This is a genomic window from Micromonospora sp. ABR4_055, assembly GCF_056160425.1.
Genome location: NZ_JBSWXD010000137.1, coordinates 1 through 18,694, shown reverse-complemented (window position 1 = coordinate 18,694; position 18,694 = coordinate 1). Strand labels below are relative to the sequence as shown.

Genomic DNA, 18,694 nt, shown 5'->3' with positions numbered 1-18,694 from the left:
CCCCCCCCCCCCCCCCCCCCCCCCCCCCCCCCCCCCCCCCCCCCCCCCCCCCCCCCCCCCCCCCCCCCCCCCCCCCCCCCCCCCCCCCTCCGGCCGTTCCAGGTCTCACCGACCCGACCGCCGTATCTCGGCTGACCCGCCCGGACGAGCGTCCGGGCAGTCGAGAGTTCAGCGATCCGCTCCGGTGCGGGGCGATGGTTGCCACAGTTGGGGCGTGCACGACGACAGCCCGCACCCGCATCCGACCGCTGGCGGTCTCCGCCTGGTGCGCCGGAATCCGCTGGTCACCGGCGACGTCAGCTGGATGGAACTGTTCGTCGACCTGTTCTTCGTGTTCGCTTTCCTGAAGGTCACCACCTTGATGGCGGCCGATCTGACCGCGGTCGGCATGCTCCGCGGGGTCCTGGTGATCCTGCTGCTGTGGCACTGCTGGACCCCGGTCGTCTGGCTCGGCAACGTCGTCCACCTGGACCGGGGCGGCATGCCGCTGATGATGGCCGGCATCGCCACCGTCCTGCTGGTCATCGGCGTGACCGTACCCGAGACGTTCGTCGACCTGCCCGGCAAATTGCCGGGACCGGTCGTGGTGGTGGTCGGCTACCTGGCGATCCGGGTCAGCGTCCTCACAGTCCTCACCCGGTCCCGCTGGTCGGAAGGTCCGGCCGGCCGCCGGCCCGCTGCGATCGCCTGGCTGACGCTCGCCGCGTCGGCGTCGGTGCTGCTGGCCGCCGCGCTGCTGCCGCCGCACCTGCCGGCCCGGTTCGACGCCGATCTGGTACGGCTGGTGCTGTTCGCCCTGGCCCTGTCCATCGACTTCGTGGTGCTGACCGCGGTCGGTCGCGGCAGCTGGCAGATCGTCTCGCCGTGGCATCTGGCGGAACGGCACGCGCTGATCGTCCTGATCGCGCTCGGCGAGACGATCATCTCGATGGGCACCGGCGGTGGTATTGGTGCCGACCTCCCGGTCACCTGGCCGCTGATCGCCGCCGCGACGCTCGGCCTGGTCATCGTCTCCGCCCTGTGGTGGACCTACTTCGATCTAGCCAAGATCCTCGCCGAGCATGCTCTCTCCCGGAGATCCGGCGTCGACCAGACCCGGATGGCCCGGGACGTGTACAGCGGCCTGCACCTGCCGATGATCGGTGGGCTGATCTTCTTCGCCCTCGGCCTCAAACATGCGACCGCCACCATCACCGGCGGCTCCGAACACCCCTGGACCACCGCCGACGCGGCCATCCTCTACGGCGGCGTGCTGCTCTACCTGCTGGCGCTGGTCGCCTTCGAATGGCTGTCCGGACGTCTGCTGGGTCGCAGCCCGCTCCTTGGCATCGCCCTGCTAGTAGGCCTGCTCCCGGTGGCCACCCGCGTCCCACCGCTGGGCGCGTTGGCGCTGCTGGCCGTCGGCGTCGTGGCGATGCTGATCGCCGACCGGACGGTGTTCCGCCGCCGCCACGTCCAACTGCACCGGCTGGCCGAATCCGAGACGTCCCGCCTGCACGGGGTCACCCCCCGGGAACTCTTCCTCGACCTGGTCTTCGTCTTCGCGTTCATCCAGGTCACCACGCTGATGACCCGGCACGCCTCGGTCTGGGGCCTCGTCCGAGGGCTGACCCTGCTGGCGCTGCTGTGGTGGGCCTGGACCTCCTTCTCCTGGCTCACCAACGCGGTCCGCACCGATACGGTCCTGGTCCGGTTCACCACGATCGGCATCGCCGCCTCGGTTCTGACGATCGGGATCGCTACCCCGCAGGCCTTCGAACCGGCCCCGGGAAGTCTGCCCGGTTCGCTGATCATCGTCGCCAGTTATCTCGGCGCCCAGCTCATGCAGACCGTGCTGATCCTGCAGGCATCGCGTACCGAGCCGGTGCTGGGGGCGCTCGCACTGCAGAACGCCGTACCGTCGACGGCCGCGCTGCTGCTGCTCATCGGGTCCGCGGTGGTGGAGTTCGCGTCGCCCGACTGGCTGGCCGGAATCCCGGCCGTCACGCTGCTCTGGGTCGCCGCGCTCACCATCCAACTCGCCGGCAGCTACCCCACCGGGGTGAAATCCTGGCGGCCCCGATCCGCTCGGCACTGGGTGGACCGGTACGCGCTGATCATGCTCGTCGCGTTCGGCGAGACGATCATCTCGGTCGGTCTGGCCGTCGCGGATCAGCCGGTCTCCACCAGTGTCATGGTCATCGTCGTCACGGCGGCGGTCACCGTCGGCGCTCTCTGGTGGCCATACTCCACGACGATCGACTCGGCCCGCCTCACCTTGGACGCGCAGACCGGCGTCGACCGGGCCAGACTCGCCCGCGACGCGTTCACCTACCTGCACCTGCCGATGGTCGCCTGCGTCATCCTGATCGCGTACGGCCTGCACCAGGCCGCGGTGCCGCGCGACGACACCGGTATCCGGTTCGGCCACTACGCTTTCTACTGGGGGGTGGGGTTCTACCTGCTCGCCAATCAGGTGTACTGGTGGCGGACCTGGCGCGCAATCAGCTGGTACCGGATCGCCAGCGGCGGTGCGGTCATCGTGCTGGCCTTCCCGACCGCCGCACTGCCCGCTGTGATCAGCCTGCCGGCGCTCACAGTATTCGGGCTGATCTCCGCAGCCGTCGAGTTCGTGCGGATCGGTGACCTGCGGACTCAACCGCCTTCGCGGACCCGTTGACCTTCGACGGGGTGGTCAGCTCGGCCGCCGGCGGGTGGACCGGCGGGTCCTACTGGCCGGCCGCCCCGTCGATGCATTCCCGCAGCAGGTCGGCGTGACCGTTGTGCCGGGCGTACTCCTCGATCATGTGGGTCAGCACCCAGCGCAGCGAGATCGGGCCGCGCCGGCCCGAGCCCGTGACGTCCAGTCCGGCCGCGTCGGCGACGAAACGCTGGGCGTACTCAATCTCCTCCCGCCACGCCTCCCACGCCTGGGTGACCGCCGCCGGGTCGGCGACAGCAGCGTCGAAGTCGTCGTTGGGCGCGGCCTCGGAGTAGAAGCGGGGCGGCGCCTCCTCGCCGGCCATCACCCGCCGGAACCAGTACCGTTCCACGTCGGCGAGGTGCCGCACCAGCCCGAGCAGCGACAGCGCCGACGGCTGCACCGACCGCCGGGCCAGCTGCTGCGGGTCGAGTCCGCCGCATTTGAGCTCCAGGGTCCGGCGGTGCCAGTCGAGGAACCCGGTGAGGGTGGCCCGCTCGTCGCCGAGCACCGGCGGATCGGTACGGGGGTCGGCGTCCGGGTCGGTGAACATGTCGATCGTCATGTCGGTCATCATCGACGGACTGCTTCGGCACGGCCAGCGAATACCGGCTTGACCTTGGAGTGCACTCCGAGGTCTACCGTCGTCGACATGACCACGGGCACAAGAGTCGAGGTTCTCGACCTCACCGGCTGCGCCGCCGGGGCGGATGAGGCGTGCGGGACCGATGCCTCCGGAACCGGCGGATCCGGGCGGCGCGGCCTGCGGGTCGCCGCACTCGCCGTCGCCGCCGGTGTCTCGCCGGACACCGTCCGCTACTACGAACGGGCCGGGCTGCTGCACCCGCCGGAGCGGACCCCTACCGGCTACCGCGTGTACGGCACCGCGGCGGTCGACCGGCTCCGGTTCATCCGGGGCTGTCAGCGACTCGGGCTCCGGCTGCGGGAGATCGCCGATCTGCTCGCCGTCCGGGACATCGGCGTCTGCCCGTGTGAGCCGGCGGAGCAGTTGCTGCGCCGCCGGATCGCCGAGGTCGACGTGGAGCTGGCCCGGCTGACCGCGCTACGGGCGGAGATGGCGGCGATGGCTGAGAAGCTGCCGACCACGGCCTGCCCGCCACCGGAACCGGGCCGATGGTGCCCACCGGATGGGGACGGGAGGTGATCACGATGCTGGAGCTGACCACGCGCTGCGACTGCGAGCCGGACTGCTGCGGGCCGGACTGCTGCTGACCAGTCGGCCCTCAGGGCCGGGTGGGTACCGGGCCGGGGGGGGGGGGGGGGGGGGGGGGGGGGGGGGGGAAGAAGGGGGGGGGGGGGAGGAAGGGGCAGGAGGTGCGGGAAGGCAGGCGTGGTGGGTACGGGAGGGTGGAGAACGGGTCCCCCCGAGGTACCGGGGGGGACCAGGCTAGGTGGGGTCTATGGGGTGGGCGGCGGACACCCACCGGGTGCCGGAGGGATGTTACGAGGTGGTGCCGGTCACCGCCGAGCCGTTACGTGCAACGGTGTAGGCGATCGTCGTACCGCTCCAGAAGTGGAAGGTGAGCGTCACCGGGGAGCCGTCGTTGACCTCAGCGAAGAAGTCCGACGTCAAGGTGATCGTGTTCGCGGCGTAGTTCGGCCGGAAGGTGACGTCGAACTCCTTGTACGACGTCCAGTTGTGCGGGCCGGCGTTGGAACCGTCCGCGTACCGCGCCTCCATGGTGGCCAGTTGGTCACCGCGGAAGGTCGTCGGGATGTTGAACGACGAGGTGGTACCACTCGCGTTGGCCAGTACCGGCGGATCCGACGAGATGATGTTGATTCGCCACGGCACGCCGGACGAGAAGCGGGCGTGCAGGGTGGCGTTCACCCCGTACGCCCGATTGCCGACCAGGCGGGTGACGGTGGACGCGGGCAGCGTCAACTGGTTGCCGCTGACCGTGTAGTCGGTCCCCCGGACAAGGTCGGTGCTACCCTGCCGCAGTCCCTGGAAGGTCAGCCCGTTGAGGTTCAACGCGAGGGTCTTGGCGGTGACGCTGCCGGTACGCGGCACGAAGATCATGTCGCTGGCGGCGGTGCCGGAGCGGGTGGTCCAGGCCGACTTGATGTGGGCGATGAGCTCCGGGTCGCTCCACTGGAAGCTGGTCCGGCCGAGGTGCTGGCCGTTGTCCCACAGCTGGGTGGCGATGCCGCGGGTCCGGGTGTGGTAACCGAAGAACTCGAAGAACTTCAGTTTCTCGCCCTGCTGGATGGTGCCGGTGTGCCGGTCGAAGCCGAGCAGACCGAACTCGCCGATGACAACCGGGATGCCCCGGGACACGAAGGTGTTCTGCACCCGGTTGAGCGAGTCGATCACGTCCTGCTGGGCGGTGGCGTCGAAGCGGTAGCCGCCGGCGACGTTGACGCTGAACGGCCAGTACCCGTAGTAGTGCACCGTGGCGATCAGGTTGGGGTCGTTCAGTGCGGTGAACGTGCTGGCGAGCTCGTCGAGCCGGGCCTGGTCGGACGAGGTGTGCAGGGTCGGCAGGATGAGCAGCCGGGTGGCGTTGTTGCCGCCGGAGTTGCGGACGATCTGATGGAACGTCCGGTTCAGCTCGTCGAGCAACTGGGCGTTCTGGGCATCGCCGGAGCTGTTGCTGAACTGCGGCTCGTTGACGCTCTCGAAGTGCAACTTTGGCGACGAGTCACGGAAGGTGTTCGCCAGCTGGGTCCACAGCGCCGAGTAGCGATCCAGGACGCCGGTGCGGTTGCTGGGCATCGTGTTGATCCACTGCCAGGAGTCGTGATGCAGATTGATCATCACGTAGAGGTCCTCGGCGAGGGCCCAGTCGACGATCTGCTTCACCCGGGCGAGCCGGGTGGGGTCGATCGTGTAGTTGGGCGCGCCGCCGTGGTGGTGCGTCCAGGTCGCCGGAATCCGGATGCTGTTGAAGCCCTGCGTCTTGATGGTGCGGATCAGATCCCGGGTGACCAACGGGTTGCCCCATGAGGTCTCACCGCTGCCGTCGACGTTGTCGCCGGTCGCGTCGAGGGTGTTGCCCAGGTTCCACCCCGGCTGCATGGCGTCGACGACGTCCTGCGGGTTGCCCGGCGGACGCGGGGTCGCGGTCGGCGTCGGGGACGGCGGCGCGGTGGTCGGCGGCACCGTCGGCGACGGTGGGTCGGTCGGCGGCGTGGTGGGACCCACGCTGCCGGTGCAGGTGACACCGTTGAGCGCGAACGACGTCGGGGCGGTGTTGCTGCCCGACCAGGAGCCGTTGAAGCCGAACGAGACGGTCGCGTTGGTGCCGAGGTTGGCGTTGTAGCTGACGTTGGTCGCGGTGACCTGGCTGCCCGAGCTGGTGATGGTGGCGTTCCAGGCCTGGGTGACCTGCTGTCCGGACGGGAAGGCCCAGGTCAGCTGCCAACCGTTGATCGGGTCGCCCAGGTTGGTGACGTTGACGTTGGCGGTGAAGCCGCCTGGCCACTGGGCGGGTGCCGAGTAGACCACCCGGCAGCCGGCGGCCGCGTGCGCGCTGGCCGCGACGGCGACGCTTCCGCCGACCAGTGCGGCGGTCACACCGCCAGCGACCAGGCCGGCGCGCCACCTTCTCCCGCGAGCCGTCGTTGTCTGTTGAGTCATGTCGCTCCTCGCCGTGGGGTGTGCCTGCGGGTCAGGCACGAAGGGACGGGCACCGGCGGTCGCAAACGAGCAGCCAGCACCAGCGAAGTGGCCGCAGACTAAGTCGGGAGCCCAAACTTTGTCAATCGGCGCACGCCGATGTTGATGCCCCCGGAGGTGCACCCCGACCAATCCGCCGCTGCCGGCAACGCCCCCTGACCGGCACAAAGAGATCCCGTTGGCGGACCGACGTCCGCCAACGGGATCAGAAACGACAGCCGGCCCCGGGCCGGCGCGCGTCACGCCTCAGTGCACCGTGACCGTCGGCCCGGGAAGAAGCTCACGCATCTCCGCCGGCAACTCGGCGCCCATCTCGTCGGCGATCCGCAGCGCCTCCTCCACCAGGGTCTCCACGATCTGCGACTCCGGCACCGTCTTGATCACTTCGCCCTTGACGAAGATCTGGCCCTTGCCGTTGCCGGACGCCACCCCGAGATCGGCCTCCCGGGCCTCGCCCGGCCCGTTCACCACGCATCCCATCACCGCCACCCGCAACGGAGCCGGAAACCCGTCCAGCGCAGCGGTCACCTGGTCGGCCAAGGTGTACACGTCCACCTGCGCCCGCCCGCAGGACGGGCAGGAAACGATCTCCAAGCCCCGCTCACGCAACCCGAGCGACTCCAGGATCGCCGTACCGACCTTGATCTCCTCCACCGGCGGCGCGGACAGGGACACCCGGATGGTGTCGCCGATCCCTTCGGCCAGCAGCGCGCCGAACGCCACCGCCGACTTGACCGTGCCCTGAAACGCCGGGCCGGCCTCGGTCACCCCGAGGTGCAGCGGATAGTCGCACTGCTCGGCCAGCAGCCGGTACGCCCGGATCATCACCACCGGGTCGTTGTGCTTGACCGAGATCTTGATGTCCCGGAAGTCGTGCTCCTCGAACAGCGAGCACTCCCACAACGCCGACTCCACCAGCGCCTCGGCGGTCGCCTTGCCATGCTTGGCCAGCAACCGCTTGTCCAGCGAACCGGCGTTGACACCGATCCGGATCGGTGTACCGGCCGCCGACGCCGCCTTGGCGATCTCCGCCACCTTGTCGTCGAACTGCCGGATGTTGCCCGGGTTGACCCGCACTGCCGCACAGCCGGCGTCGATCGCAGCGAAGACGTACTTCGGCTGGAAGTGGATGTCGGCGATCACCGGGATCTGCGACTTGCGGGCGATCGTCGGCAGCGCGTCCGCGTCGTCCTGCGACGGCACGGCGACCCGCACGATCTGGCAGCCGGACGCGGTCAGCTCGGCGATCTGCTGCAACGTCGCGTTGACGTCCGAGGTCACCGTGGTGGTCATCGACTGTACGGAGACCGGTGCACCACCACCCACCGGCACCGGACCGACCATGATCTGCCGGCTGACCCGGCGCGGCGCCAACGGCGGCGGCGGCACTGCGGGCATGCCCAGACTGACAGCGGTCACTTCTCAACTCACCTCGAGAACAGCGTGATCGGATTGACCACGTCCGCGGTGATGGTCAGCAGCGTGAACGCGCCACCGATCAGCAGAACCGCGTACGTGAGTGGCATCAGCTTGAAGTAGTCGACCCGCCCCGGGTCGGGTCGGCCCAGCACCGCGTACAGCCAGGACCTGGCCTTCTCGAACCAGGCGATCGCGATGTGCCCGCCGTCCAGCGGCAGCAGCGGCAGCAGGTTGAACACCCCGACGAAGAAATTCAGCGAGATGAACAGCAGCACGAACAACTCCCAGGCATCGTTGGCCACCGCCTCCCCGCCGAGCCGGCTGGCACCGACCACGCTGATCGGGGTGTCGATGTCGCGCTCCGCGCCGGTGATCGAGGCCCACAGCGCCGGGATCTTCTCCGGGATCCGCATCATCGCCTCGACGGTGCCGACCGCCATCTGGCGCAGGTAGTCGCCGGTCGCGCCGAATGCCTCGATCGGCCCGTACGTCACCATGCCGGGCTTCTCGATCCGCAGCCCGACGCCGAGCGCGGCGACCGTGCTCAGCGGGCCCTCGTCGGTGCCCAGCTCGGGGCGCTGCACTGCGGCGAGCTCCGCCTCGGCGGTGCCGGTCGTCCCGTCCCGCTCGTACCGGACGGTCGCCGGCCCCGGATCGGCACCCCGGATCGCCTCCAGCATGTCACCCCAGGTGTCGACCGGGGTGCCGCTCACCGCGAGGATCCGGTCGCCGTCACGCAGGCCCGCCTGCGCGGCCGGGCTGGCCGGGTCGCCGGCCTCGCAGGCACGGGCCACGTACTCGACGACCACACAGTCGGTGACCGCGACCACCGCCGGCTCCTGACGGGCCTGCTCCTCGGTGGCGGGGAAGTCCGGGTTCGGCAGGCCCATGAAGACCGCAGCCAGCCAGAGGGCGACGATCGCCAGCCCGAAATGGGTCACCGACCCGGCGGACATCACCACCGTCCGCTTCCACACCGGAAAGCGCCACATCACCCGGGACTCGTCGGCGGGTGCCACGTCGTCGTCCTGCGGGGTCATACCGACGATCTTGCAGAAGCCACCCAGCGGGATGGCCTTGAGCCCGTACTCGGTCTCACCGCGCCGGAACGACCAGATGGTCGGGCCGAAACCGACGAAGTACCGGGTCACCTTCATCCCGAACTTTTTCGCGGTCACCATGTGACCGGCCTCGTGCAGGCTGACCGAGATGAGAATCGCGAGGGCGAAGAGAACCACCCCGAGCAGGTACGCCATCAAGCTCCCTCCGCCGATGCACCGATCAGCTCATGCGCCCGGGTTCGCGCCCAGGATTCCGCAGTGAGCACATCGTCGACCGTACCCGGTTCGCCGAAGTCCGGTGCCGCCTGCAGCACCCGCTCCACCGTGTCGACGATGCCGAGGAACGGTAGCCTGCCGGCGACGAACGCCGCCACGCACTCCTCGTTCGCGGCGTTGTAGACCGCCGGCCGGCAGCGGCCGTCCGCGCCGGCCTGCTTGGCCAGCGCCACCGCCGGGAACGCCGTCTCGTCGAGCGGGGCGAACTCCCAGCTCTGCGCCCGGGTCCAGTCGACCGGCGCGGCCGCTGCCGGCACCCGGGCCGGCCAGCCCAGGGCCAGCGCGATCGGCAGTCGCATGTCCGGTGGACTGGCCTGGGCGACCGTCGAACCGTCCACGAACTCCACCATCGAGTGGATCACCGACTGTGGGTGGACCACCACCTCGATACGCGGGTACGGGATGCGGAACAGTTCGTGCGCCTCGATGATCTCCAGGCCCTTGTTCACCAGGGTCGCCGAGTTGATCGTGATGACCGGGCCCATGTTCCAGGTCGGGTGGGCCATCGCCTGCTCCGGGGTGACCTCGGTCAACTCGGCACGGGGCCGCCCCCGGAACGGGCCGCCGCTCGCCGTCACCACCAGCTTGCGCACCTCGTCGGCGGTGCCCGAACGCAGGCACTGGGCGAGCGCCGAATGCTCGGAGTCCACCGGCACGATCTGGTCCGGGCGCTGTATCGCGGCCCGCACGATCGGACCACCGGCGATCAGCGACTCCTTGTTGGCCAGCGCCAGGGTCCGGCCGGCCCGCAACGCCGCCAGGGTGGGGGCCAGCCCCCGGGAGCCGTCCACTCCGTTGAGCACCACGTCGCACGGCCACTCGGCAAGCTCGGCCATCGCCGACGGGCCGGCCAGGATCTTCGGGATCCGGAACCCACCGGTCGGATAGCCGCGCCGGGACGCTTCAGCGTAGAAGGCGAGCTGCAGGTCCTGCGCCGCCGAGGCCCGGGCCACCGCCACCACCTCGACCTGCAACAGTAGTGCCTGTACGGCGAGCAGCTCGACGTTTCCCCCGCCGGCGCCGAGCCCGACGATGCGGAACCGGTCAGGGTTGCGGGTGACGATGTCGACCGCCTGGGTGCCGATCGAGCCGGTGGAGCCGAGCAGCACGATATCCCGTGGGGAGGAAGTCACCGACCCATTGTCCCGCAGCGCCGCAGCCGCCCGGCCGCCGGGCGCGCCGCCGAGTCACCGGGACACCGCGTCACCGTGCGTCGTCGGCCTCGTCGAGCAGATCGGCCGGATCGATGGTGAACTCGAACGGCTCCTTCATCACGAACGCGGTTCCGGCCGCGGCCGCCGCCACCGGCCGGTACTCCCCGTCGCTCAGCTCGTGCAACGCCAGTGCCGGCACCCGGTTCCGGAAATCCGCCCGGAGAAAGAAGGGCACACCGGCTGCGGCGTACTGCCGTGGCCGGTCGATCACGTCCTTGCGCCGGTTGCCCTTGGAGACGATCTCGCCGAGCAGCACGGCTTCCGAGATCGGCATCGAGACGTGTCCTCCACCAGGTGAGCGGAGCACCACGATGTCGGGGGTGTACAAGTCGTCGCCCGAGACGACGTTGACCTCGTGGTACAGCCAGAGCTTCGCCCGGCGCGCTGCCTGCTTCAACAGATACGCCAGATCCAGCTCGATCGTCTGATGGTCGTACCCGGCATGTGGTGTCACGATCACGCTCCCGCTGAGGACCTCGACCTTGGGACCATTGGTCTCCGGCAACAGGTCAAGGGCGAGCTGCGCGGTCCACGGCTCGTCGAAATCGCCGAGTACGTCGAACGACGGCTCACGCGGCGGCTCCGGATCGGGCACGAATGCCGGCTGTGCCAACGTGCTCACCCCTTTCCGCGGGACATGATGCACCGACCAGACTAGCCGCGACGCCCCGCCACGGCGGCGCACCGGGCCATGTCGGCTGGCCGACCGTAAAGCCGGACCGTACGGGCCACCCCACGCCGGGCCACCGCCGTACGGGAGTGGAGACCGCCCCGGTGGGGAAAGCTGAGGAACATGGTCTCCCGAGGTCGCCGGCTGGTCCGGGCAGCATTCCGGCCGCTGCGCGGGCGGGACCTGTCGCTGCACGCCGCCTCGATCACCTTCTTCGGCGCGATCGCGGTCGTCCCGGTGGTGCTGCTGGCGATCTGGCTGACCGGGCTGTTCGCTGGTGCGGGCCGGATCCGTCGGCTCACCGACCCGGCGATCGACACCCTGCCCGAACAGATCGGCGCCGACCGGGCCGCCGCCGCCCTGATCGACGCCGGCCTGCACCTCACCCCGGTGCTGGCGCTGGCCGCAGTGCTGCCCGCCTCGCTGTACGGCGAAGGGCTGCGCCGGGCATTCGTGTCGGTGGCGCCACCACCGGAGCCGGCCGAGTCGATGGTCGGCTGGCGGGGCCGGGTGCTACTGCTACCGCTGCTCGGCGCGGCACCGGCGTTGATGCTGCTGGTGCTGCTGGCCCTACCGTCGGCCGCCGGGCTGTTCGCCCGGGGCGGCTGGGCCGGCGCGCTCGGGGTGGTGGTGTCGTTCCTGGCCGTCTGGTTGGGGCTGAGCCCGGTGCTGGTCTGGGTGTTCCGGGTGGTCGGGCCGGGCAAGCCGGACTGGCTGGCCACGGTCGCGGTCGGCTCGTTCACCGCCGCCAACCTGTCCGGTTTCCTGCACGGGTTCATCCTGTTCTGCTCGCTGCCGCTGGACCTCGGGGTGCCGTTCGGCGGGCTCGACCAGGTCGGCGCGGCGGTCGCGGTGCTGCTCTGGCTCTACCTGCTGCATGTGATCGTGCTGGCCGGCTACTCCGCCACGCTGGCGTTCAGCCGGTGGCGCCGTCGGGACCGGCACCGGAGCCGACCGACGCCAACTGCGGGTTCGCCGGGGCCTCGTGCAGGCCGAACCGGCGGTACAGCCGGCCCAACGGACCCGGCGCCCACCAGTTCCACCGACCCAGCAGCCGCATCGTCGCCGGCACCAGCAGCACCCGCACCAGGGTCGCGTCGACGACGATCGCCACGATCATCCCGACCCCGATCAGCTTGATGAACGAGATGCCACCGGCGGCGAAACCGGCCACCACCACGATCAGCAGCAACGCGGCGGCGGTGATGATCCGCCCGGTGTGCTGCAGCCCGGCGGCGACCGACGCGGTGTTGTCGCCGGTGCGGTCCCACTCCTCACGCACCCGCGACAGCAGGAACACCTCGTAGTCGGTGGCCAGCCCAAACAGCACCGCCAACATCAGGATCGGGTTGGTCGGATCGATGAACCCGGTCGGGGTGAATCCGAGCCAGTCGGCGAAGTGCCCGTCCTGGAACACCCAGACCACCACGCCGAACGAGGCGCCGATCGACACCAGGTTCATCAGCACCGCCTTGACCGGCAACACCACCGAGCCGAACGCCAGGAACAGCAGCACCATGGTGGCGGTGGCCATCAGCAGCGCCATCCACGGCAGGTAGGTGCCGAGGCTGTCCAGCATGTCGATGTCAGCGGCGGTGCGGCCACCGACGAGGACCTCGGCCCCGGCCGGGGGCGGCAGGTCCCGGATGGCCCGCACCAGTGCTTCGGCCTCGTCGCCGGTCGGCTCGCCGACGTAGCTCACCCGGATCAGCGCCGAGGTGTCGCGTACCGCCGCGATCTGGGCACCGGTGGCGCCCGGCAGCCCGGCGATGTCCTCGGCGAAGGCTTGCGCCAGGTCGGGGCCGGCGCCGGAGACCAGCACTTCGACCGGGCCGATGCTGGCGCCGTCAGGGAACTCCTCGGCGATCGTCTCGGCCACCACCCGCGACTGCGCACCGGCCGGCAGCACCCGCTCGTCGAAGCCGCCGAACTCGGCCCGCAGGAACGGGGTGGCCAGCAGCAGCAGCCCGACCACCACCACGGTGACGTAGCGCACCGGGCGCCGCATCACGCTGCGGGCGATCCGGGCCCAGGCGCCGGCCCGGGCGGCCTCCCCCGGCTGCGGCGCCGACCGGCGACGCCACGGCAACGGTACGGTGAGCGCGTTGATCCGCGGGCCGAGCACCGCCAACAGGGCGGGCAGTGCGGTCACCGAGGCGAGCATGGCGACCAGCACCGCTGCCATCCCGCCAAAGCCGATCCCGGTCAGGAACGGCTGCGGAAAGATCAGCAGGCTGATCAGCGAGGTACCGATGATCAGACCGGAGACAGCGACGGTACGACCGGCGGTGGCGACGGTACGTACCAGCGCTTCCGGGGTCGGGTGGCCGGCGGCCAACTCCTCCCGGAACCGGCTGACCACGAACAACGCGTAGTCGATCGCCATGCCCAGCCCGATCAGGGTGATCACGTTGATCGCGAACACCGAGACCTCGGTGACCAGGGTCAGCGCCCGGACCGCGACGAACGCACCGAGGATGGCGAGCACGCCGACCAGCAGCGGCATCGACGCCGCGACCAGCCCACCGAAGATCAGCACCAGCAGCACCAGCAGGATCGGCAGGGCGATCAGCTCGGCCCGGGTGATGTCCCGGATGGTCTGCTCGTTGGCCTGGTCGAGGAACGGCACGGCACCGCCGGCCCGGGTGACCAGCCCCGGTGCGTCCAGCAGCGGCCGGATCTGCTCGAAGGCGGCGGTCTTGGCGTCCTCGTCGTCGCCGGCGAGCTGGACCAGGGCGTAGGTGGCCCGCCGGTCGGTGGCGACCAACGCCGGCGACTCGGTGTCGTAGTAGCTGGTGACACTGGTCACCTCCGGCCGGGTGGCCAGCGACTCCAGGGTCTGGGTGACCGGCTCGCGGAACGCCGGGTCGTCGACGGTGGCCGCGTCGCTGCGGTACAGCACCAGCACGTCGACGTCCTGGTTGCCCAGCTCGGCGTTGATCCGCTCCCGGGCCTGCGTCGACTCGGCCGCCGGGTCGGCGAAACCGCCACCGGAGACCGCCCCGAACAGGCCGGTCCCCCAGGTCACCCCGACGACGACCAGCAACGCGGCGGCGGCCAGCACCACCCATCGCAACCGGACCACGGTCCGTCCCCACCACGCGAACACGTCTCGACTATCGCAGGCCCATCATGGACGCCGCACGGCGACTAGGGTCGGGACATGGGTACGTCACACTCTCCGGCGCCGCGACCCGACCCGTCGACGCGCGCCGACCTGCCCGCCCGCGCCGACGTGGTCGTCATCGGGTCCGGGCACAACGGTCTGGTCGCGGCGGTCCTGCTGGCCCGGTCCGGGCTCGACGTGCTGGTGCTGGAGGCGGCCGAGGTGATCGGCGGCGCCACCCGCACCGAGCAGCCGTTCGCCCGGGCGCCGGGGCTGCGCCACTCCACCGGGTCGTACCTGCTAGGGCTGATGCCGCCGGAACTGCTGGCCACCCTCGACGTGGCCATCCCGGTGCTGCGCCGCGACCCGCACTACTTCCTGCCCACCCCCGGTGGGCCGGGGTCGCCGTACCTGCTGTTCGGCACCGACCGGGCCGCGACCCGGGCACAGATGTCCGCCGCCTTCTCCGCCGCCGACGTGGCCGCCGACGACGCCATGCAGGCTGAGCTGGCGGCGCTACGCGACGACCTGGCGCCGGCCTGGCTGGCCGAGCCGCTGCCGGTCGAACAGACCGCGCAGCGCTATGTCCGCCCTGCGCTGCGGCAGGTCCTCGTCGACCTGGTCCGCGGCTCGGTCGCCGACTACCTGGCCCGCTTCGAGTTCCGCTCCGAGTTGCTGGTCGCCATGTACGCCGTCACCGACGGGCTGAGCGGGCTGACCGCCGGGCCGGACGACCCGGGCACCGGTCACAACTTCCTGGTGCACAACATGTGCCGACTGCCCGGCTCGGACGGCACCTGGATGATCGCCGCCGGCGGGATGGGCACCGTGTCGCGGACCTTTGCCGACGCCGCCCGGGCCGCCGGAGCGCGGATCGTCACCGACACGCCGGTCACCGCGATCACCGTGGACGCCGGCAGCGCGAGCGGTGTCGTCGTCGCCGACGGCCGGTCAGTGGCCGCCGAGGTGGTACTCGGTGCCTGTGACCCGTACCGGCTGCTGGAGCTGGCCCCCGACGGCGTGCTGCCGGCCGAGCTGACCGACCGGCTGGCCGCCACCCGCCGGCCGGGCAGCACGTTGAAGGTCAACCTGGCGCTGACCGGGCTGCCCCGGTTCAGCTGCCTGCCGGACGCCGCGCCCAGCCCGTTCGGGGCCACCATCCATCTGCTGCCCGGCTCGGCGTCGCTGCTGCCCGGCGGCGACGGCGAGTCGCCGATGACGGCGCTGCGGGCGATGTGGGCCGATGTGCGGGCCGGCCGGCTGCCGGTCGAGCCGACCATCGAGTGGTACCTGCACACCACCGTCGACCCGTCGCTGCGCGACGCCGCCGGGCACCACTCGTCGGCGCTGTTCGTCCAGTCGGTGCCGTGGCAGCCGGCGGGTTCGTCGTGGGCGACCGAGCTGCCCGGGTACGTCGAACAACTGCTGGCCGTCTGCGACCGGTACGCGCCGGGCACCAGCGCGCTGGTCGCCGACGCGGTGCCGCTCGCCCCACCCGGCATCGAGGCGCACTTCGGCATCACCGGCGGGCACATCCACCACGTGGACAACACCGTCTCGTTCACTGACCGGATGCCGTACGCCACCGGGCTGCCCGGCCTGTACGCGGGCAGCGCCGGCTGCCACCCGGCGGGCAGCGTGATCGGTGCCGCCGGGCACAACGCCGCCCGGCGGATCCTCACCGACCTGGGGCACGGCGAGCGCTAGTCGCGGCGCGGCGGACTTCAGGCGCGGCCGACGTCAGGCGCTAGGCCTGCGCCACCGGCTCGCCGGCTGGGGTCTGGGACTCGACCGGTGCCGGGGTGCCGGCCCGCCGGGCTCGGACCTCGTGCCCGACACTGGTCAGGCACCGTCCGCTGGTCAGGTCGAACCGCCAGCCGTGCAGCTGGCAGGTGAGCTGGTCGCCGTCGATGATGCCGAACCGGGTCAGGTCGGCCTTGAGGTGCGGGCAGCGGCGCTGCACGATCCAGTCACCGATCCTGACGTCCTCGGCGTCCGGGCGTTGCTCGGCGTACCAGCCCTCGGCGTACTGCAGCCGCTCGGTGGACAGGCACTTGAAGAACGCGTAGACGAACTCGTTGTACTGGCCGATCCGCGCGGCGGAGAACCGGCAGGACAGGAAGAGCGAGTTGACCCAGTCGACCTCGCCGGTGTGCAGCAGGTGCTCCACCAGGGCCCGATCGGTGCGGAACCGGTAGCGGACCTTCTCGTCGCCGTACGGCCGCACCTGCTTTCCGGGGAAGTCCACCACGATCGACTCGACCGACTCGCCGTCGTAGTCGACCAGGTCGAACCGGACCGGGCCGCCGACCCCTTTGGCCAGGTAGACCGACTCCTCCAGCAACGGCTCGATACGACGTTTCATCTCGCCCAGTACGTCGATCTCCGGGTGCCGCCAGGAAGCCTTCTCAGCCTCGATGACCGGGCGCTTGCGCTCCCGCATCTCGACCAGGTGGGCCTGCTTGTTGGCGAAGAGCTCGTCGACCGGCTGCGGGTGGGTGGTGCGGCACTCGTCGGCGGTGACCTCGGCGACCGAGCCGGGCAGCAGCACCACTCCGTTGCTGCCGCCGACCTTGGCGTACTCGGACAGGAAGACCTGCTGGTCGGGGAAGATGTTGCCCTCGTCGCCGTGGATGTCGTTGAACTGCCACAGTGCGTCGTCGAGGAAGCAGGGCGGCCCGGCGATCGGAAAGACGTACGACGCCTTCAGATCGTCGATGTACCGCCAGGTGCGGTCGAACTGGCGCTCCCGCTTCTGCTTGCCGAACGCGGTCTTGGCGTTGGTGGGCAGCTCGTAGACCATCGGGTACCAGATGGCACCGGAGAACTGCAGCAGGTGGGCGTGCACGTGGCCGAGCGCGGCGAAGACCGACAGATCGGTGGGGCGGGCGTCGTTCTGGTTGAGCAGCCGGACTCCGTCGTGTTCGACCCACAACGACGAGTCACCGATCGGGCCGTCGGTCGGGCTGGTCAACGCCTGGATCATGACGTTGAGGCCGCCGTCCAGCTCGACCACCTCGTTGGTCTTCGTCCGCAGGAAGCTGGTGAAGCCGAGTTCGCGCAGCTCGTCCTCCAGCTCCGAGGTGGGGTACTCGGGCAGCAGCACGGTCGCCCTTTTCGACACGAAGCGCTTCAGGTGCGCCGCGTCGAAGTGATCCCGGTGCAGGTGGGAGACGTACAGATAGTCGACCTGGCCGAGGGACTCCCAGTCCAGCTGGGAGTTGTCCGGAAAGGGAAACCATGAGGCGAAGTAGGCCGGGTTGACCCACGGGTCGCACAGGATGCTGCCCGCAGCCGTGTCGATCCGCATACTGGCGTGCCCGGTACCCGTCAGTCGCACCGTACAGACCCCCTCGGTCACAAGCGATGTGTACGCCGGAAACGCTACCGGAGGCGGCGGTCGCCCCGACTGGCGACGTCTGGATCCGCTCGCTCCGGCTCTGCCTGCCCGGGTGGCCCGGCACCGGCACGGATCCCCCGGCGGGGTCCCGATGCCGCGCCCGCCGACGTCATGCCAGACTGGGCAGGATCCATGCGAGTGACCGGGCTCCGTTCATCGGAAGGGGCCGGTTCGAGAAGGAGGACCAGCCGTGGCCGGAACCGAGCCGGTGACCTCACCCGACCAGCACAAGCCGGGCCATCGCAAGTTGGGGCGGATCGGCGCCATCGTTTCGGCGTTGGTGTTGCTCTCCATGCTGATCGGTAACCATGAGGGCCGCGTCGAGGACATCTGGCTGATCGGCCTGGCCGTCGGACTGCTGGCCATCGTCGTCGGCGACGCCGTGCTACGACGCAACGGCCTACGATCCTGACCGGGGTCCGGCCCGGTCGGTGATGCCGGTCCTGACCGCCGACGTTGATCCGGCCGGGGCGGCCGGATCAACGGTCACCGGCCGCGCTGCAGGATGTCCTGCACCTCCTTGAGCGCTGCGTCGACCTCGGCTTCGAAGTAGCCACCGGTCACCAGCCCGAACTGCACTGTGTCGAGTTCCGCCGTGTCCACCGGCATCGGCCCCCGACCGGCCATCGCGGTGAGGATGTCCTCGAACAGCCGATCCACCTGCGCCGGGTCGTAGCCGCTGCCGAACCGGCGGACCTGGAAGGTCCGCCGGATCTGGTCCACCCGCTGCAGGCTGCCGCCACCGGACAGTCCCGCCGGTCCGCCCGGCATCGCCGGGTGGCCGCCCGTCATGCCCGGGTGGCCGCCGCCCCCGGGAGGGCCACCCATGCCGGGGTAGCCGCCTGCCACCCCCGGGTGGCCGCCGGGGGCGCCACCCATGCCGGGGTGGCCGCCCGACGGCGGGCCGGACTGGCCGGACCGCCGATCCGGGAAGTAGATCTCGGCCGTCATGTCGGCCTTACCGTGCCGGCCCTGCTCGAAACCGTCGAACCGACCGCCCGGGCCGGGACCGAATCCGCGGTGCGGCCCGCCCGGAGCCGGCACCGGCGGGCCGCCTGCCGGAGCACCCGGCGGGTAGCCGCCCCGAGGGTCCTCGTAGCGGCCGTAACTCCCGGTCGGCTGGTCGGCATAGTGGCCGTACGGATCGGGGGCCGGCCCGGGCTGACCGGGCACCGGCCCGGGCTGACCGGGCACCGGCCCGGGCTGACCGGGCACCGGCCCGGGC

Annotated in this window: 13 protein-coding genes and 2 pseudogenes; 6 read left to right on the top strand and 9 right to left on the bottom strand. The window is 70.7% G+C overall.

Annotation, left to right across the window (positions count from 1 at the left end; genetic code table 11):
* Positions 1–214 precede the first annotated feature (214 nt).
* Positions 215–2,659 carry a low temperature requirement protein A gene (locus ACXAHD_RS25070; protein ID WP_281553909.1) on the top strand — a complete coding sequence of 815 codons (2,445 nt, stop codon included), beginning with the start codon at positions 215–217 and terminating at the stop codon, positions 2,657–2,659.
* A 49-nt stretch (positions 2,660–2,708) separates the two neighbouring features.
* Here the strand turns inward: ACXAHD_RS25070 and ACXAHD_RS25065 are convergent, their stop codons facing one another.
* Entirely contained in the window at positions 2,709–3,245 is a 537-nt protein-coding gene (locus ACXAHD_RS25065; protein WP_281553908.1) for a DinB family protein, read from the bottom strand.
* Positions 3,246–3,332: 87 nt separating this feature from the next.
* Between ACXAHD_RS25065 and ACXAHD_RS25060 the strand changes: the two genes are divergently transcribed.
* Together ACXAHD_RS25060 and ACXAHD_RS25055 are read left to right on the top strand one after the other, a co-directional pair.
* A complete protein-coding gene (locus tag ACXAHD_RS25060; RefSeq protein ID WP_475053583.1) occupies positions 3,333–3,845 on the top strand; it encodes a MerR family transcriptional regulator in 513 nt (170 codons plus the stop codon).
* A complete protein-coding gene (locus ACXAHD_RS25055; protein WP_475053579.1) occupies positions 3,829–4,092 on the top strand; it encodes a hypothetical protein in 264 nt (87 codons plus the stop codon). Before ACXAHD_RS25060 ends, ACXAHD_RS25055 begins: the two co-directional genes overlap by 17 nt.
* 50 nt (positions 4,093–4,142) lie before the next feature.
* Here the strand turns inward: ACXAHD_RS25055 and ACXAHD_RS25050 are convergent, their stop codons facing one another.
* From ACXAHD_RS25050 to ACXAHD_RS25030, 5 genes are all read right to left on the bottom strand, one after another.
* Complete coding sequence (locus ACXAHD_RS25050) at positions 4,143–6,284, bottom strand: cellulase family glycosylhydrolase (protein WP_281553906.1); 2,142 nt, start codon at positions 6,282–6,284, stop codon at positions 4,143–4,145.
* Positions 6,285–6,569: 285 nt separating this feature from the next.
* The gene (gene ispG, locus ACXAHD_RS25045; RefSeq protein ID WP_281553905.1) at positions 6,570–7,742 is read right to left on the bottom strand and encodes a flavodoxin-dependent (E)-4-hydroxy-3-methylbut-2-enyl-diphosphate synthase; all 1,173 of its coding nucleotides are present in this window, start codon (positions 7,740–7,742) and stop codon (positions 6,570–6,572) included.
* Between the two features lie 8 nt (positions 7,743–7,750).
* Positions 7,751–8,998, bottom strand: a complete 1,248-nt coding sequence (locus ACXAHD_RS25040) for a M50 family metallopeptidase (RefSeq protein ID WP_281553904.1) — start codon at positions 8,996–8,998, stop codon at positions 7,751–7,753.
* A complete protein-coding gene (gene dxr, locus ACXAHD_RS25035; RefSeq protein ID WP_281555498.1) occupies positions 8,998–10,188 on the bottom strand; it encodes a 1-deoxy-D-xylulose-5-phosphate reductoisomerase in 1,191 nt (396 codons plus the stop codon). The genes ACXAHD_RS25040 and dxr overlap by 1 nt, the downstream gene beginning before the upstream one ends.
* Positions 10,189–10,282: 94 nt before the next feature.
* The gene (locus ACXAHD_RS25030; protein WP_281553903.1) at positions 10,283–10,906 is read right to left on the bottom strand and encodes a Uma2 family endonuclease; all 624 of its coding nucleotides are present in this window, start codon (positions 10,904–10,906) and stop codon (positions 10,283–10,285) included.
* 180 nt (positions 10,907–11,086) lie between these two features.
* Here ACXAHD_RS25030 and ACXAHD_RS25025 point away from each other — a divergent pair.
* Positions 11,087–11,893 (top strand): annotated as a pseudogene (locus ACXAHD_RS25025) (YhjD/YihY/BrkB family envelope integrity protein); the annotation flags it as partial.
* Here ACXAHD_RS25025 and ACXAHD_RS25020 read toward each other — a convergent pair.
* Positions 11,880–14,072, bottom strand: a complete 2,193-nt coding sequence (locus ACXAHD_RS25020; RefSeq protein WP_281553902.1) for an MMPL family transporter — start codon at positions 14,070–14,072, stop codon at positions 11,880–11,882. The pseudogene ACXAHD_RS25025 and the gene ACXAHD_RS25020 sit on opposite strands and share 14 nt — an antisense overlap.
* A 54-nt stretch (positions 14,073–14,126) precedes the next feature.
* On the opposite strand from ACXAHD_RS25020, the gene ACXAHD_RS25015 reads away from it, so the two are divergent.
* A complete protein-coding gene (locus ACXAHD_RS25015; protein ID WP_281553901.1) occupies positions 14,127–15,776 on the top strand; it encodes a phytoene desaturase family protein in 1,650 nt (549 codons plus the stop codon).
* Positions 15,777–15,816: 40 nt separating this feature from the next.
* Here the strand turns inward: ACXAHD_RS25015 and ACXAHD_RS25010 are convergent, their stop codons facing one another.
* On the bottom strand, positions 15,817–17,409 hold the full coding sequence (locus tag ACXAHD_RS25010; RefSeq protein WP_281553900.1) for a Rieske 2Fe-2S domain-containing protein: 1,593 nt from the start codon (positions 17,407–17,409) through the stop codon (positions 15,817–15,819).
* Positions 17,410–17,659: 250 nt separating this feature from the next.
* Here ACXAHD_RS25010 and ACXAHD_RS25005 point away from each other — a divergent pair, with 250 nt between their 5' ends.
* On the top strand, positions 17,660–17,881 hold the full coding sequence (locus ACXAHD_RS25005) for a DUF2631 domain-containing protein (RefSeq protein ID WP_281553899.1): 222 nt from the start codon (positions 17,660–17,662) through the stop codon (positions 17,879–17,881).
* Between the two features lie 74 nt (positions 17,882–17,955).
* Here the strand turns inward: ACXAHD_RS25005 and ACXAHD_RS25000 are convergent.
* Positions 17,956–18,694 (bottom strand): annotated as a pseudogene (locus ACXAHD_RS25000) (DivIVA domain-containing protein); the annotation flags it as partial.